At 72.5% G+C, this 13,882-nt stretch carries 15 protein-coding genes; 7 read left to right on the forward strand and 8 right to left on the reverse strand.

Annotated elements, in window-relative coordinates:
* Positions 1-41 precede the first annotated feature (41 nt).
* The 6 genes from VIM19_16045 to VIM19_16070 all read right to left on the reverse strand — a co-directional run bounded on the left by VIM19_16045 (position 42) and on the right by VIM19_16070 (position 5,878).
* Positions 42-1,277: an FAD/NAD(P)-binding oxidoreductase gene (locus tag VIM19_16045; GenBank protein HEY5186366.1), complete on the reverse strand. Its 1,236-nt coding sequence runs from the start codon at positions 1,275-1,277 to the stop codon at positions 42-44.
* Positions 1,274-1,960 (reverse strand): helix-turn-helix domain-containing protein, encoded by a 687-nt coding sequence (locus VIM19_16050; protein ID HEY5186367.1) that lies wholly within the window; start codon positions 1,958-1,960, stop codon positions 1,274-1,276. Before VIM19_16050 ends, VIM19_16045 begins: the two co-directional genes overlap by 4 nt.
* Before the next feature lie 95 nt (positions 1,961-2,055).
* Entirely contained in the window at positions 2,056-3,261 is a 1,206-nt protein-coding gene (locus tag VIM19_16055; protein ID HEY5186368.1) for a DUF445 domain-containing protein, read from the reverse strand.
* A gap of 76 nt (positions 3,262-3,337) precedes the next feature.
* Entirely contained in the window at positions 3,338-4,024 is a 687-nt protein-coding gene (locus VIM19_16060) for a CPBP family intramembrane glutamic endopeptidase (GenBank protein ID HEY5186369.1), read from the reverse strand.
* 31 nt (positions 4,025-4,055) lie between these two features.
* Positions 4,056-4,874, reverse strand: coding sequence for an MBL fold metallo-hydrolase (locus VIM19_16065; GenBank protein HEY5186370.1), 819 nt, complete (start codon positions 4,872-4,874; stop codon positions 4,056-4,058).
* Positions 4,871-5,878 carry an SMP-30/gluconolactonase/LRE family protein gene (locus VIM19_16070; GenBank protein HEY5186371.1) on the reverse strand — a complete coding sequence of 336 codons (1,008 nt, stop codon included), beginning with the start codon at positions 5,876-5,878 and terminating at the stop codon, positions 4,871-4,873. The genes VIM19_16065 and VIM19_16070 overlap by 4 nt, the downstream gene beginning before the upstream one ends.
* 120 nt (positions 5,879-5,998) lie before the next feature.
* Between VIM19_16070 and VIM19_16075 the strand changes: the two genes are divergently transcribed.
* The gene (locus tag VIM19_16075) at positions 5,999-6,619 is read left to right on the forward strand and encodes a class I SAM-dependent methyltransferase (GenBank protein ID HEY5186372.1); all 621 of its coding nucleotides are present in this window, start codon (positions 5,999-6,001) and stop codon (positions 6,617-6,619) included.
* A gap of 22 nt (positions 6,620-6,641) precedes the next feature.
* Here the strand turns inward: VIM19_16075 and VIM19_16080 are convergent, their stop codons facing one another.
* Entirely contained in the window at positions 6,642-7,028 is a 387-nt protein-coding gene (locus VIM19_16080; GenBank protein HEY5186373.1) for a hypothetical protein, read from the reverse strand.
* A 127-nt stretch (positions 7,029-7,155) separates the two neighbouring features.
* Between VIM19_16080 and VIM19_16085 the strand changes: the two genes are divergently transcribed.
* The 6 genes from VIM19_16085 (at position 7,156) to VIM19_16110 (ending at position 12,998) form a co-directional block, all read left to right on the forward strand.
* Positions 7,156-8,085 carry a class I fructose-bisphosphate aldolase gene (locus tag VIM19_16085; protein ID HEY5186374.1) on the forward strand — a complete coding sequence of 310 codons (930 nt, stop codon included), beginning with the start codon at positions 7,156-7,158 and terminating at the stop codon, positions 8,083-8,085.
* A gap of 4 nt (positions 8,086-8,089) precedes the next feature.
* Entirely contained in the window at positions 8,090-9,754 is a 1,665-nt protein-coding gene (gene pgm, locus VIM19_16090) for a phosphoglucomutase (alpha-D-glucose-1,6-bisphosphate-dependent) (GenBank protein ID HEY5186375.1), read from the forward strand.
* Positions 9,751-10,053 carry a hypothetical protein gene (locus tag VIM19_16095; protein HEY5186376.1) on the forward strand — a complete coding sequence of 101 codons (303 nt, stop codon included), beginning with the start codon at positions 9,751-9,753 and terminating at the stop codon, positions 10,051-10,053. The genes pgm and VIM19_16095 overlap by 4 nt, the downstream gene beginning before the upstream one ends.
* Positions 10,054-10,086: 33 nt before the next feature.
* Positions 10,087-10,923: an SDR family oxidoreductase gene (locus tag VIM19_16100; protein ID HEY5186377.1), complete on the forward strand. Its 837-nt coding sequence runs from the start codon at positions 10,087-10,089 to the stop codon at positions 10,921-10,923.
* 111 nt (positions 10,924-11,034) lie between these two features.
* A complete protein-coding gene (locus VIM19_16105) occupies positions 11,035-12,012 on the forward strand; it encodes a sigma-70 family RNA polymerase sigma factor (GenBank protein HEY5186378.1) in 978 nt (325 codons plus the stop codon).
* Positions 12,013-12,077: 65 nt separating this feature from the next.
* The gene (locus VIM19_16110) at positions 12,078-12,998 is read left to right on the forward strand and encodes a PAC2 family protein (GenBank protein HEY5186379.1); all 921 of its coding nucleotides are present in this window, start codon (positions 12,078-12,080) and stop codon (positions 12,996-12,998) included.
* A 444-nt stretch (positions 12,999-13,442) separates the two neighbouring features.
* Here the strand turns inward: VIM19_16110 and VIM19_16115 are convergent, their stop codons facing one another.
* Positions 13,443-13,823, reverse strand: a complete 381-nt coding sequence (locus VIM19_16115; GenBank protein HEY5186380.1) for a hypothetical protein — start codon at positions 13,821-13,823, stop codon at positions 13,443-13,445.
* Positions 13,824-13,882: the final 59 nt, after the last annotated feature.

Below are 13,882 nucleotides of genomic sequence, written 5' to 3' on the forward strand. Positions count from 1 at the left end.
GAGCCGCTGGTCCAGCGACGGGGCCGAGACCACCTCGGTCATCACTCGCCCTCCGTCTGCTTCCCGGCCATCGACATCAGGGCGGGCAGCGGGAGCTCCTTGCCGGGGAGCAGCAGGTTCCAGTACATCCAGCGGAACATCATCTTGCCCCAGTGGTTGATCTCGGTCTCCTTCAGCAGGCTGAAGGGGCCGACGCCGGGCAGTGGGTACTTGCCGGGGAGCGGCTCGGTCTCGTAGTTGAAGTCGATCAGCAGACCCTTGCCGTGCCCGCTCTCGATGAAGCAGTTGGCGTGCCCGTCGAACTTCTCGGTCATCGGACGGCCGTTGATGTGGTTGACGAAGTTGTCCGGGAACAGGTCCATCGAGAAGTGCGCCACCGAGCCGGCCTTGGACGCCGGGATGTTCGACGCGTCGCCGATCGCGAAGATGTTGTCGTAGGTGTTGGAGAGCAACGTCTCCTTGTCCACCGGGACGTAGTTCAGGTCGTCGCCGAGGCCGGACCGGGCCACGAAGTCGGCGCCCATGTTGATCGGGATGGTGACCAGCAGGTCGTAGGGCACCTCGCGCTCGTCGAACGAGACCAGCTTCTTGGCCTCGGGGTCGATCGACTCGATCATGAAGTCGGCCTCGAGCTGGATCTTGCGCTCGTCGAACATGCCGCCCAGGTGCTTGGACGCCACCGGCTTGGTGAACGCGCCCTCGAGCGGGGTCACGTAGGTGATCTCGACCTGGTCCCGCATGCCCTTCTCGGTGAAGAAGGCCTCGGCCAGGAAGCTGAACTCCAGCGGGGCCACCGGGCACTTGATCGGCATCTCGGTCAGGTGGACGACCAGCTTGCCGCCCTCCCAGGTCTTCAGCTTCTCGGCGAGCCGCTTGGCGCCCTCGTAGCTGAAGAACTCGTGGACGCTGCCGCCCATGTCATCGGCCATGCCGGGGGTCTGGTCCGGCCGCGGTGTGGTGCCGCTGGCGATGATCAGGTAGTCGTAGAGCAGCTCCTCGCCACCGACGAGCAGGACCTTGTTGTCCTCCGGCAGGACCTTGTCGACCTCGGCCTGGACCAGGTCGACCCCCTCGGGGATGAAGCGCTTGCGCGGCTTCACGATCTCCTCGGGCTGGTAGATGCCGAACGGGACGAACAGGTAACCGGGCTGGTAGTAGTGCGTGTCGCTCGGGTCGACAACAGTGATCTGCCACTCGTCGCGGGCCAGCCGCGGCCGCAGCTTGTTCACGGCCATCGTGCCTGCGGTTCCACCGCCGAGCACGAGCAGTCGCTTCATCCTGCGCTCCTTAGGTCCTTCGTCGGGGTGGCCACGCGAGACAGTGCCGCGGCCACTTTGGGTAGCGTGGACAGCACCTGCTGGCGCCGTCCGGGGTCGAGCTGGAACAGGTCGTCGGAGTCGTCACCGACTGGGGCCACACCGCCAGCGAGCACCATGCCGACCAGCTCTGAGCCGACCCGGATGAACGCCCGGGCACACTCGAAACCGAGGTGGCCGACGCGGAAGCGGGACTCGAAGTGGACGTCGTCGGCCAGCTGCCGCCACTCCGTGATGCACGCGGCCAGCGTCGCGGGGTCACCGGACTCGTGGAAGAAGCGGGCGCACGGGTTGATCACGTTGGTGACCGGCCGCCCCGTCATGTCCGTGACGACCATCATCACGTCCAGCGCGCCCGCGGCCACGTCGAGCACCGACTCGGCGATCTCGGCCGACAGCGGCGTGCCCAGGGGCTGGGACGAGGTCGTGTCGAACGCGGGGTTCGCGGCCGGCGCGGGGGTGCCGACCTCGAGCAGCGCGGCGATCCGGTCGGCCGGGAACCGCCACTGGCGGCCGATCTTCACGGCCGGCAGCCGGCCGTCGCCGGCCATCCGGTAGATGGTAGACCGGTCGATGTCGAGGAGCTGCTGAACCTCGTCGGCCGTGAGCAGACCCCGTGGCGCCCGCTCCTGCCTGCCCTGCATCTCCTGCACGTTGAGCACACTAGGTCCGCTGCTGCCTGTGCAGAAAGGGTCATTGGTCCTTGTGAACGGCGTCACCAAGTCGGGCTGGGGCTGGGCTAGAGCAGCTGGGTCACCGTGTAGATCGCCAGCCCGGCCAGCGCGCCGACGACCGTGCCGTTGAGCCGGATGAACTGGAGGTCCCGGCCCACCGCGAGCTCGACCTTGCGGGCCGTCTCCGTGCCGTCCCACCGGTCGATGGTGTCGGTGATGGTCGTGGTGAGCTCGTCGCGGTAGTTCGTCACCAGGTGGACGACGGCCGCGGTGACCCAGCCGTCGACCTTGGCCCGCAGCTCCGGTTCCCCCACCAGCCGGCGTCCGAACTCGGCCAGCGCCGCGGTGGCCCGTCGGCGCAGCTCGCTATTCGGGTCCTCGACCGCCTCCACGATCATCGTGCGGACCGTTGTCCAGAGGTCGCCGAAGGCCCGACGGACGTCGGGGTGGTCGAGCAGCTGCTGCTTGAGGTTCTCCGCCCTGGCCATGACCCCGGGGTCCTCCCGCAGGTCGGCGGCGAACTCCAGCAGGAACTGGTCGAGCGAGCCGCGCAGCGGGTGCGCGTGGTCGTCGCGGACCTCCCCCGCCACCCGCACCAGCTCGGCGTACAGCCGCTCGGCCACCCGCTCGTCGACGAACCGGGGCGACCAGGGCGGCGCCTGCTTGGCGATGACGTCGACCACCATGGCCCGGTTCGCGGCCAGCCAGACGTTGGTGTTGTCCACGACCAGGTCGACCAGGCCCACGTGGGCCCCGTCGGCCACCACCCGGGACAGCAGCCGACCCAACGGCGGCCCCACCGGTGCGGCGACCAGCCGCCGGACGACGGCGTGCTCGAGCACCGCGCGCACGTCGTCGTCCCGGAGCACCCCGATGGCCCCCTGGACGACGGCGGCCACCTCGGCGGTCACCCGCTCGGCGTTGCCCTGCTGGGCCAGCCAGCCGCCGGCCCGACCGGCCGGACCCACCGCGATGATCCGGTCACGCACGACCTGCTCGGACAGGAAGTTGGCGCCGACGAAGTCCGACAGCCCGCGGCCGAGGTCGTCCTTGCGGGCGGGGATGATCGCCGTGTGCGGGATCGGCAGCCCGAGCGGCCGGCGGAACAGTGCGGTCACCGCGAACCAGTCGGCCAGCCCGCCGACCATCCCGGCCTCGGCGGCCGCCCGGACGTACCCGACCCAGGCGGGGGCACCCGCGTTGACCGCCGCGTTCGCGCCCAGGTAGACGACAGCGGCCAGCAGCAGCAGGCCGGTCGCGATGGACTTCATCCGGACCAGGTCGCGGCGCCGGTCCTCGTCGGTGAGCGTGAGGGTGACCACCCGACGATTGTGGTCGGCTGGCGCGTCAACGGGCGCGCGGACGCACCAGGAAGCCGGCCAGGTACCCGCCGGAGTTGGTGGCCACGTGCAGCCCCGCAGGGGCCAGCAGGCTGCCACTGACCACCCGCAGCCAGCTGAACAGGATGCCGGCGGCAGCGGTGAAGGCCACCGCGGCGAGCACCGCACGCAGCGGTCCCCGGCCACCCATCGCCGTCGCCACGACGGTGGACGAGCGCATGGCCTCAATCGTCGGCAGCACGTGCCACAGCCCGAACAGCACCGAGGACACGACCACCGCGACGACCATGCCGTGCTCCTTGGCGACCAGCCCGAGCAGGACGCCGCGGAAGGCCACCTCCTCGAGCAGCACGGTCCCCAGCGGGACGTGCAGCACGGCCCGGTAGAACAGCGGGCGCCACGCCGCCGGAGCCCGATCGTCGTGCAGGAGCCGGCGACCGGCCGGTACGGCGCCCACGGCGAGGTACCCCACACCGACCACGGCGACTGCGCCGAGCCCCCACAGCAGCCCGGCCAGCACCGCCGTCCGGCCCAGCCCCATGTCGGTCCAGGTCAACCCCTCGAGCCGGCCGATCGCGAGCAGCGCGGCGGCGCCCCCGATGCACACCGCGAGGTAGGCCCTCGGCCACCAGACGTTGGTGGCCAGGTTCAGCACGACGAGCAGCACCACGACACCGGCCGTTGCTGCGGTCATGGCGCCAGTCTCCCGTCGGGCCGGGCCGTGCCTAGGGCCGTCCGACCGTGATCTCGTCGCCCTCCCTGGCCACCGACGTCGGCACCGCCGCACCGAGCCCGGCCGCGATCGCGTCCAGCTGGTCGTCGGTGCGGGTCGGACTGTGGTGGAACAGCACCAGCTGCCCCACGGCGGCCTGCTCGGCGAGGGCGACCGCGTCCTCGACCGTCGCATGCCCGTACAGGTCGGCCACCGCCCGCTCGGCGGTCAGGAACTGCGCGTCGTGCAGCAGCACGTCCACGCCGTCCAGCAGGGCCCAGGTCTGCGCCGACACCCCAGCGGACGGAGGGTGGTCGGGCAGGTACGCCACCGATCCGGAACGGTCCTCGACCCGGTAGCCGTAGGCCCGGCCGCCCTTGTGCTCGATCTCGGCCGCGGTCACCGTGAACCCCGCGATCTCGTGCCGGCCGGGCTCCAGCCCGTGGAACGCCCAGCGGCCGAGCAGCCCCTCCGGGGGGATCGGGAAGATCGGCGGGGCCATCGAGCGGGCCAGCAGGTCGCGGGCCGAGACGCCGTCCTGCGCCGGCAGGTAGAGGTCGACGTCGGCGCCGCTACGGTCACCCGCGGCGAAGAACGGCAGCCCCCACATGTGGTCCCAGTGCAGGTGGCTCAGCAGGATCGCCCCCCGGTAGGCCGCCCCGCCGAGCCGGGCGGTGAGGGCGCGCAGCCCGGTCCCGGCATCCAGGACCAGCGTGGGCGCGTCGGCGCCGTCCGCGGTGATGACAACACACGAGGTCTGCCCGCCGTACCGCACGAAGTCGGCGCCGGGAGCGGGCACCGAGCCGCGGACCCCCAGCAGCAACAGCCTCATGCCCCGGCCACCGGGAGCCGGACCCTGGCCACAGCCGACTCGACCAGGCTGCCGAGGTACAGCCAGCCGTCGTGCTCCCGGACGCCGGTCACGTAGTGGAAGCGCTGCCCGTCGTCCTGGAGGTTGTGCACGACGGTGCCGTCGGCGTCCAGGCCAAGGACGAAGGTGATCCGAGCCGCGTTCGGCTGGACGGCTTCCGGCAGCGCCCACACCGCCTTGCGTAGCAGCGCGGGACGCGGCAGCAGCCAGTCCAACGTGGCGTTGCGGGTCGACGGCATGGCCACCCAGAACACCCCGCTGGGGCCGGTGGACAGGTTGTCCGGCATGCCCGGGAGGTTGTCCACCAGGACGTCGCCGATGCCCGCCCGCGGGCCGTTCAGCCAGTACCGGCGAATCCGGTAGCCGCCGGTCTCGGCGACCAGGACGAAGGACTCGTCCGGCGCGAGGGCCACCCCGTTGGCGAACTGCAGGCCGGTGAGCAGCGTCTCGACCTCGCCGTCCGGGTGGCGCCGAAGCAGCCGGCCGGTGCCGCTGTGCTCGAGCAGGTCGGCCTTGAAGTGCGCGAGCGGGAACCGCTGCGAGGAGTCGCTGAAGTAGATGGAGCCGTCGGAGCCGATCGCCGCGTTGTTGGCCAGTCGCACGCCGGCGGCCGCGTCGAGCAGCGTCTCGACCACCTCCGTGCGCGGGTCCAGTCGCAGCAGCCCGCGCTCGGCGTCGCAGACGACCAGCCGGCCGTCCGGGGCCACCTCGAGGCCCAGTGGGCGCCCCCCAGTGGTGGCCACCCGCACGATCCGGCGCCCGTCCGCGGACAGCCGCAGGATCGTGCCGTCCACGGTGCCGGTGTACACGTCGCCGGAGGGGTGGACGACGACGTCCTCGGGTCCGCTGCCGGGCACCTCGAGGCGCTCCAGCCCGGCCAGCAGCCGGTTGGGCGCGTACGCGCCGTCCATGGCGGGCGCGGGCGGGGGCCGCCAGAGCTGCGGGCGGATCGAGGGCTTGGCCACGGCTGCTCCTCTGCGGTCGTCCAGGTGACCCTAGGGGCAGCGGGCCGCCCACGGGGCCGACCCCGCGGATATCGTCGAGCGAGCCGCGGCCATCGGGGGCCGGCAGCGAAGGGAGCCACCGTGGACAGCACCACCTGGGATGCCCGCTACGCCGAGCGCGACCTGGTGTGGTCGGCCGGGCCGAACGTGTTCGTCGAGCAGGTCGCCGCACGGCTGGCGCCAGGGCGGGCGCTCGACCTGGCGGCCGGTGAGGGGCGCAACGCCATCTGGCTGGCGGAGCAGGGCTGGGAGTCCACCGCGGTGGACTTCTCCCGGGTGGCCCTCGCGCGCGCCCAGCGGATCGCCGGGGAGCGGCTCGGCGAGCTGGCGGCCGACCGGCTGCACGTGGTGCAGGCCGACCTGCTGTCCTACCAGCCGCCGGCCCAGGCGTTCGACCTGGTCATGGTCGTCTACCTGCAGGTGGCCGCAGACGAGCGGCGACCCGTGCTGCAGGCGGCCGCGCGGGGCGTCGCCCCCGGGGGGCACCTGCTGGTCATCGCACACGACAGCCGCAACCTCACCGAGGGAGCGGGCGGTCCGCAGGACCCGGCCGCGCTCTACACGGCGGACGACGTCGTCGAGGACCTCCACGGTGGGCCGCTGGAGGTGGTCCGGGCCGAGACCGTGACCCGGGCGGTCAGCACCGACGGCGGTGAGCGGCACGCGCTGGACTGCCTCGTCCTGGCCGCCCGCCCCGCCTGAGCCCCACCACCCTGGCGAGGGGCTAGCGGACCGGGATCTCCACCGGGCGGTAGGTGTAGAAGAAGGTGCAGCCCTCGGGCCCGACGTCGGCCACCTCGTGCGGGGTGCCCGGCGGGATGTACAGGTACGCCCCCGCGGTGAACGGCCGGCCCAGCATGGTCGCCGAGCCCCGGGTGATCAGGATGTGGTGGTGGGCGCCGTGATGGGTGTGCTCCGGCTTCACCGCGCCCGAGTCCACCCGGATGAAGCCGAGCACGGCGTCCCCGGACTGCCACACCACCTTGTGGTGCACCCCCGCGAGCCCGCGCAGCGGCTCCCAGGGCATCGCCTCCACGTCGGCGGCCGCGAGCAGGATCAGGTGGCCGAGGTCGTCACGGCCCCGGGCCGGCGGGGGGAGGCTGGCGCTCATCGGCGTCCTCCATCGGGTCGGTGCACGAGTGCTCCCACCGGACTACCACGCGACGGCTGCCCTTCGCCACGGCCGTAGGGACATTGGCCTCATGCCGGGGCGGCGTCGGCCGCCAATGCTGGGAGACATGACCACCGAGCGCGTACGCGAGATCCTGTCCTGGTACGACGGGAACACCCCGGGGACCCTGGCCAACCTGCACCGCATCCTCAGCCACGGCCGCCTCGGCGGCACCGGCAAGCTGGTCATCCTGCCGGTCGACCAGGGGTTCGAGCACGGCCCCGGCCGCAGCTTCGCGCCCAACCCGGCCGGCTACGACCCGCGCTACCACTTCCAGCTGGCCCTGGACGCCGGCTGCAACGCGCACGCGGCGCCGCTCGGGTCGATCGAGGCGGCCGCGGCGGAGTACGCCGGCCAGCTGCCGCTGATCCTCAAGCTGAACAACTCCGACTCGCTGTACTCCGGCCCCGACCCGGTGCCCGCGCTGAACGCGACCGTCGCCGACGCGCTGCGGCTGGGTGCGAGCGCGGTGGGCTTCACCATCTACCCGGGGTCGGCCGGGCGGAACGCGATGTACGAGGAGCTGCGTGCCGTCGCCGCCGAGGCGAAGGCCGCCGGGCTGGTCGTCGTCGTGTGGTCCTATCCGCGCGGCTCGGGGCTGTCCAGAGAAGGCCAGACCGCGGTCGACGTCGTCGCCTACGCCGCCCAGATCGCCGCGCAGCTGGGCGCCCACATCATCAAGGTGAAGCCGCCGGCCGCGCGCATCGAGTCCGACGCTGCGCGCACGGCGCTGGAGGCCGCCGGTGTCCCGCTCGACACCCTCGCCGACCGGGTCCGCCACGTCGTCCAGTCCGCCTTCGCCGGACGCCGCATCGTCATCTTCTCGGGCGGCGCCGCCAAGGGCACCGAGCAGGTGCTCGAGGAGAACCGGCAGACCGCCCTGGGCGGTGGCTTCGGGACGATCATGGGCCGCAACTCGTTCCAGCGCCCGCACGACGAGGCCGTCGAGCTGCTGCACGCGGTCATGGACATCCATGCGGGCACCCACCCAGGATGACCGCATGAGTGTTGATCCCCGGGCCGGCCGGCCCGCCACCGCCGCCGACCTGGTCGACGTCGCCCGTCTGGTCACCGCGTACTACACCGAGCACCCCGACCCCGAGGCCCCCGCGCAGCGGGTCGCCTTCGGCACCTCGGGACACCGGGGCAGCTCGCTGGACGCCGCCTTCAACGACGACCACATCGCCGCCACCACCCAGGCGATCTGCGAGTACCGGGCCGGCCAGGGCATCGACGGTCCGCTGTTCGTGGGCAAGGACACCCACGCGCTGTCCGAGCCGGCGACCGCGACCGCGCTGGAGGTGCTCGCCGCCAACGGCGTCACCGTGCTGCTGGACACCGACGACGGCTACACCCCGACCCCCGCGGTGTCCCTGGCGATCCTCGAGCACAACGCCACCGGCCCCGCGCACCGGGCCGACGGCATCGTGGTCACCCCGTCGCACAACCCACCACGGGACGGCGGCTTCAAGTACAACCCGCCGCACGGCGGCCCCGCGGACAGCGACGTCACCGGGTGGATCCAGGACCGCGCCAACGCGCATCTCGCGGACGGCCTGGCCCAGGTCCGCCGGGTCACCGCCGAGCGGGCCAGGGCGGCCGACACCACGGCCCGGTACGACTTCCTGGGCCGCTACGTCGAGGCGCTGCCGAGCGCGATCGACGTCGAGGCGATCCGCCGGACCGGCGTGCGGATCGGTGCCGACCCCCTCGGCGGCGCCAGCGTCGCCTACTGGGCGGCGATCGCGGACCGGCTCGGCCTCGACCTGACCGTCGTCAACCCGCTGGTCGACCCCACGTTCCGGTTCATGACCCTGGACTGGGACGGCAAGATCCGCATGGACTGCTCCTCGCCCTATGCCATGGCCTCGCTCATCGAGCGCCGCACCGAGTACGCCGTCGCCACCGGGAACGACGCGGACGCCGACCGGCACGGCATCGTCACCCCGGACGCCGGCCTGATGAACCCCAACCACTTCCTCGCGGTGGCCATCGAGTACCTGCTCGGACACCGGGACGGTTGGCCGGCCGGCGCCGCGATCGGCAAGACGCTCGTGTCGTCGTCCATGATCGACCGGGTGGTCGGTGGGCTCGGCCGGACCCTGGTCGAGGTCCCCGTGGGCTTCAAGTGGTTCGTGCCTGGGCTGCTGGACGGCTCGGTGGTGTTCGGCGGCGAGGAGTCCGCCGGGGCCAGCTTCCTGCGCAGGGACGGCCGGGTCTGGACGACGGACAAGGACGGCATCCTGCTCGACCTGCTCGCCGCCGAGATCATCGCGGTGACCGGACGCTCGCCCAGCGAGCACTACCGCCGGCTCACCCAGGCCTACGGCGACCCGTCCTACGCGCGGGTGGACGCGCCGGCCACCCGGGACCAGAAGGCCGTCCTCGCCCGGCTGTCCCCCGGGCAGGTCACCGCCACGATGCTCGCCGGGGAGCCGATCGAGGCCAAGCTCACCGCGGCGCCCGGCAACGGGGCCGCGCTCGGCGGGCTCAAGGTCACCACGGCGTCCGGCTGGTTCGCGGCCCGCCCCTCGGGCACCGAGGACGTCTACAAGATCTACGCGGAGAGCTTCACCGGCCCGGAGCACCTGGCCCGGATCCAGGCCGAGGCGCGCGACCTCGTCGCGGCCGCCCTCGGCACCGCCGCCACCGGGGGGACCTCATGAGCACCGACCAGCCGATGCACCGGACCGGCCTCACCCCACGGGTGGAGCACCGGGTGCAGCAGGACTTCCCCGGCGAATTCCAGCTGGTGGACGACATCCTGTCCCGGCTCCGGGCCGGCGGCCCCGACCCCGAGCGCATCGTCGCCGCGGTCGTGCTGGCCGCCGGCGCGGAGCTGTCCGGGCTGGTGCGGGCCGTCGAGCTGGCCAACGAGCACCCCGGGGAGCTGCTCATCGAAGCCGAGCTGGCCCACCCGGACTGGCCGCAGCGGCTGGACGACGAGCTCGGCCCGACCGACTGACCCACCACACCCACCACCCAGGAGGCAGCCCCGATGTCCGAGCTGAGAGACCGAGTCGTGCTGGTCACCGGGGCCGCCTCGGGGATCGGGCGCCGGATGGCGCTGCTCGCCGCCGAGCGCGGCGCCCAGGTCGTGGGCTGGGACCTCGACCCGGCCGGACTGGACCGGCTGGTCGACGACTCCGGACGGGCCGGGCGGGCCGCGACCGTCCAGGTGGTCGACGTCACGGACCGGCGGGCGGTCGCCGACGCCGCGGCGACGGCCGAACGGCGGCACGGCGGGGTCGACGTCCTGGTCAACAACGCCGGCGTGGTGGCCGGGGCCGACCTGCTCGACCTCACCGATGAGCAGATCGAGCGGGTCATGGCGGTCAACGCGTTGGCCCCGTTCTGGTGCACCCGGGCGGTGCTCCCAGGCATGGTGGCCCGCTCCCGCGGACACATCGTGACCATCGCGTCGATGGCCGCCGCGATGGGAGTCCCGCGGCTGGTCGACTACGCCGCCAGCAAGCACGCGGCGTACGGCTTCGCCGAGTCGCTGCGCGTGGAGCTGGCCCGCACCGCACCGAAGCTGCAGACCACCGTGGTGCTGCCGTTCTTCGTCGACACCGGCATGTTCGAGGGGGCCCGGACCCGGCTGCCGTGGCTGCTGCCCATCCTCAGCGAGGAGCGGGTCGCCGAACGGGTGATCACCGCGGTCGAGCGCAACCAGCCGCGGGTGATCCTGCCGCCGCTCGCGCGGGCGGCCTTCGCCGCACAGCTGCTGCCGCCCCGCTGGTTCGACGCGATCGCCAACGCGCTGGGCGTGCACGCCTCGATGGACCAGTTCAGCGGGCGGTCGGTCCCGACCACGGGAGCAACGCGGACCTGAGAGAGCGCTAAGAAGATCACTGAGCAAGGGGGTCGTACGGAACGTTTCGCGGAGTCGTGGCGTTTCACCGAGCACAGCACGACAACCCCGTGAGGAGGGGTCCTTCCCGCGATGCAGTACCTCGACGCCCCGTCCGCCGTCTCCACCAGCGACCTCGACGAACCTGCCCCCACCGCTGACCTCGTCCGCGTCTACCTGGACGGCATCGGCCGGACTCCCCTGCTCTCCGCCGAGGAGGAGGTCGAGCTCGCCCAACGGATCGAGGTCGGCGTCTACGCCGCCGAGCTGCTCCGGCAGGCCGCAGCCGGCGAGATCAAGGCCACGGCCAAGCGCCGGGCCGAGCTCGACCTGCTGGTCGCCGACGGCGAAGCCGCGAAGAACCGCATGGTCCGGGCCAACCTCCGGCTGGTGGTCTCGATCGCCAAGAGGTACGGGCACAGCGGGGTGCCGTTCCTGGACATCGTCCAGGAGGGCAACCTGGGCCTGATCCGCGCCGTGGAGAAGTTCGACTACCGCAAGGGCTACAAGTTCTCGACGTACGCGACCTGGTGGGTCCGGCAAGCCATCGGTCGCGGGCTGCCCGAGAACGGGCGCACCATTCGGCTGCCCGTGCACATCGCCACCGAGGTCGCCAAGGTGGGCCGGGCCGAGCGCGAGCTGCTGCAGTCGTTCGGCCGCACCCCGACGGTCGAGGAGATCGCCGAGGCCACCGGCCACGAGGTGACCCGGGTCGAGGAGCTGCGCCGGGTCGGTCGCGAGACGGTCAGCCTGGACACCCCGGTCGGGGACGACGGGGACACCGCGCTGGCCGACCTGGTCGTCCCCGGCGACGACACCCCGCCGACGGCGGCACTGGAGAGCCAGCAGATGCTGGCCGAGCTGTCCCGCGCCATCGAGCGGCTGCCGGAGCGAGAGGCGACCATCGTGCGGCTGCGCTACGGGCTCACCGACGGCAAGGCGCGGACGATGTCCGAGATCGGCGAAGTGCTCGGGCTGTCCAGGGAGCGGGTGCGCCAGCTGGAGCGGGAGGCGATGCGCCAGCTGCGCGACCCGGCGCTCAACGCCGGCCTGCTCTCCTGGGCGAGCTGAGACCGGCGCGGGCCGGCTGAGCGGTGCTCGGCCGACGGCGCCATCGGTCCACCGCTGCTGGTTGGATGGCCGACATGGCACCAGCAGAACTGTACCGACTCGAGCCGGACCGACCCGAGCTGGACCGGCCGGTCCTGGTCCAGGCCCTCAGCGGCTTCATCGACGCCGGCAGCGCGGTCCGGCTGGCCCGGGAGCACCTGCTCGCCACGTTGGACCACCGGGTGGTGGCCACCTTCGACGCGGACCAGCTGGTCGACTACCGCTCCCGACGGCCGCCCATGCTGTTCGTCGAGGACCACTGGGAGCACTACGAGGAGCCCCAGCTGGTGGTCCGGCTGGTGTGGGACTCGGTCGGCGTCCCGTTCCTGCTGCTCGACGGCCCCGAGCCGGACGTCCAGTGGGAGCGGTTCATTGCCGCCGTCCGGGCCGTAGTCGCCCAGCTGAACGTCCGGCTCACCGTCGGCCTGAACGCGATCCCGATGGCGGTGCCGCACACCCGGCCGGTCGGGGTCACCGCCCACGCGACCCGTAAGCAGCTGGTCTCCGGGTTCCAGCCGTGGGTCAACACGGTGACCGTCCCGGCGAGCGTGGGGCACCTGCTGGAGTACCGGCTCGGCCAGCACGGGCTGGACGCCATCGGCTTCGCCGCGCACGTGCCGCACTACGTGGCCCAGCTGGAGTACCCGCTGTCCGCCGCCGTCCTGCTGGAGTCCGTGACCGCGGTCAGCGGGCTGTCCCTGCCCACCGACGTGCTGCGCACGGCCGCCGAGACGGTCCGCGGCGAGATCGACGCGCAGGTGGCGCAGTCGCCCGAAGTCGCCGCTGTGGTCCACGGCCTCGAGGAGCAGTACGACAGCTTCACGTCCGACCACCGTGACCTGCTGGCCGACCCGTCCGCCCGGCTGCCGACCGCCGACGAGCTCGGCGCCGAGCTCGAGCGGTTCCTGTCCGAGCGGCACGAGCGCGGCGACTCCGCCGACGGGTGAGGCGTGTCGCTGCCACACCGCGCCCACCCGAACCGGTAGAACATCAACAAGGCCCCGCGAAGTATGAGTTCGCGGGGCCTTGTCGCGGCCGCTTTCGCCTCAGACGACCGGTTGCCCAGCCGTACGTGGCACCGGCATGACGTCCGGTTCGCGTCGCTCCTGGTCACCCAGGTGCTTCGCGGCTTCACAGCCTGCACCTCGCGGTCCGTCTGCACCGGCTGCGTCGTCATCCGCAGGCCGTCAGGTCGCCCCTTCGGCGTGGTGCCCCGGTCTCCGCCCGGCACGTCACCTGCTCGCGCTGCGCCCGCGCCGACCGAGTCTCCTCAGCCGTTGCGGTTGCTCGGGTTTCCCCTTGCTTGCTCACCGATTCGCCGGTGACGTGGGAGATTTCTATCGGGCCTGGGGGCGCCGCGCAAGCGGTTCTCCCAAGATCTTTCCAGTTGTTCAGGGACAGCGCGTCACCCCGGCCGGCTGTTGCCCGTTCTGGGTCCACACCACGGTGGACGGCGGCTGGGCGGTCGACGTGCCGACAAGGCACCAGCCACTGCCGGACGCCGTGTAGGTGACGCTCACCCCAGGCCGCTCCACCCCCGGGATGGCCGCGAACTCGGCCTGGCCGGCGGGCAGCGTGCCGTTGCTCGCCTGGTAGCCGGCCAGCGCCTGCGCGTCCCCCGCCAGCGCCGCCACCACCTCGGTCCGGTGGGCAGTCGACACCTGGGACACCACGGTGTCCGCCACCTGCTGGGCCGGGTTGCCCCCGCAGCCGGCGAGGAGGGACAGGCAGCCGGCGACCAGCACCGGTCCGACGTGGCGCAGCAGGCTCATGCCAGACGTATCGGCGCCGGAGCGGCCGCCCTGCAGGGCGACGCGCCGGTGAGGTCGCC

The sequence above is a fragment of the Actinomycetes bacterium genome (assembly GCA_036510875.1).
Classification (GTDB): domain Bacteria; phylum Actinomycetota; class Actinomycetes; order Prado026; family Prado026; genus DATCDE01.

Bases quoted from the DNA above. Each gene is read 5' to 3' on its own strand.
- VIM19_16115 (HEY5186380.1), bottom strand. From the start codon at position 13,823: ATGAGCCTGCTGCGCCACGTCGGACCGGTGCTGGTCGCCGGCTGCCTG.
- VIM19_16085 (HEY5186374.1), top strand. From the start codon at position 7,156: ATGACCACCGAGCGCGTACGCGAGATCCTGTCCTGGTACGACGGGAAC.
- VIM19_16060 (HEY5186369.1), bottom strand. From the start codon at position 4,024: ATGACCGCAGCAACGGCCGGTGTCGTGGTGCTGCTCGTCGTGCTGAAC.
- VIM19_16065 (HEY5186370.1), bottom strand. From the start codon at position 4,874: ATGAGGCTGTTGCTGCTGGGGGTCCGCGGCTCGGTGCCCGCTCCCGGC.
- VIM19_16100 (HEY5186377.1), top strand. From the start codon at position 10,087: ATGTCCGAGCTGAGAGACCGAGTCGTGCTGGTCACCGGGGCCGCCTCG.
- VIM19_16045 (HEY5186366.1), bottom strand. From the start codon at position 1,277: ATGAAGCGACTGCTCGTGCTCGGCGGTGGAACCGCAGGCACGATGGCC.
- VIM19_16080 (HEY5186373.1), bottom strand. From the start codon at position 7,028: ATGAGCGCCAGCCTCCCCCCGCCGGCCCGGGGCCGTGACGACCTCGGC.
- VIM19_16050 (HEY5186367.1), bottom strand. From the start codon at position 1,960: ATGCAGGGCAGGCAGGAGCGGGCGCCACGGGGTCTGCTCACGGCCGAC.
- VIM19_16095 (HEY5186376.1), top strand. From the start codon at position 9,751: ATGAGCACCGACCAGCCGATGCACCGGACCGGCCTCACCCCACGGGTG.
- VIM19_16105 (HEY5186378.1), top strand. From the start codon at position 11,035: ATGCAGTACCTCGACGCCCCGTCCGCCGTCTCCACCAGCGACCTCGAC.
- VIM19_16055 (HEY5186368.1), bottom strand. From the start codon at position 3,261: ATGAAGTCCATCGCGACCGGCCTGCTGCTGCTGGCCGCTGTCGTCTAC.
- pgm (HEY5186375.1), top strand. From the start codon at position 8,090: ATGAGTGTTGATCCCCGGGCCGGCCGGCCCGCCACCGCCGCCGACCTG.
- VIM19_16110 (HEY5186379.1), top strand. From the start codon at position 12,078: ATGGCCGACATGGCACCAGCAGAACTGTACCGACTCGAGCCGGACCGA.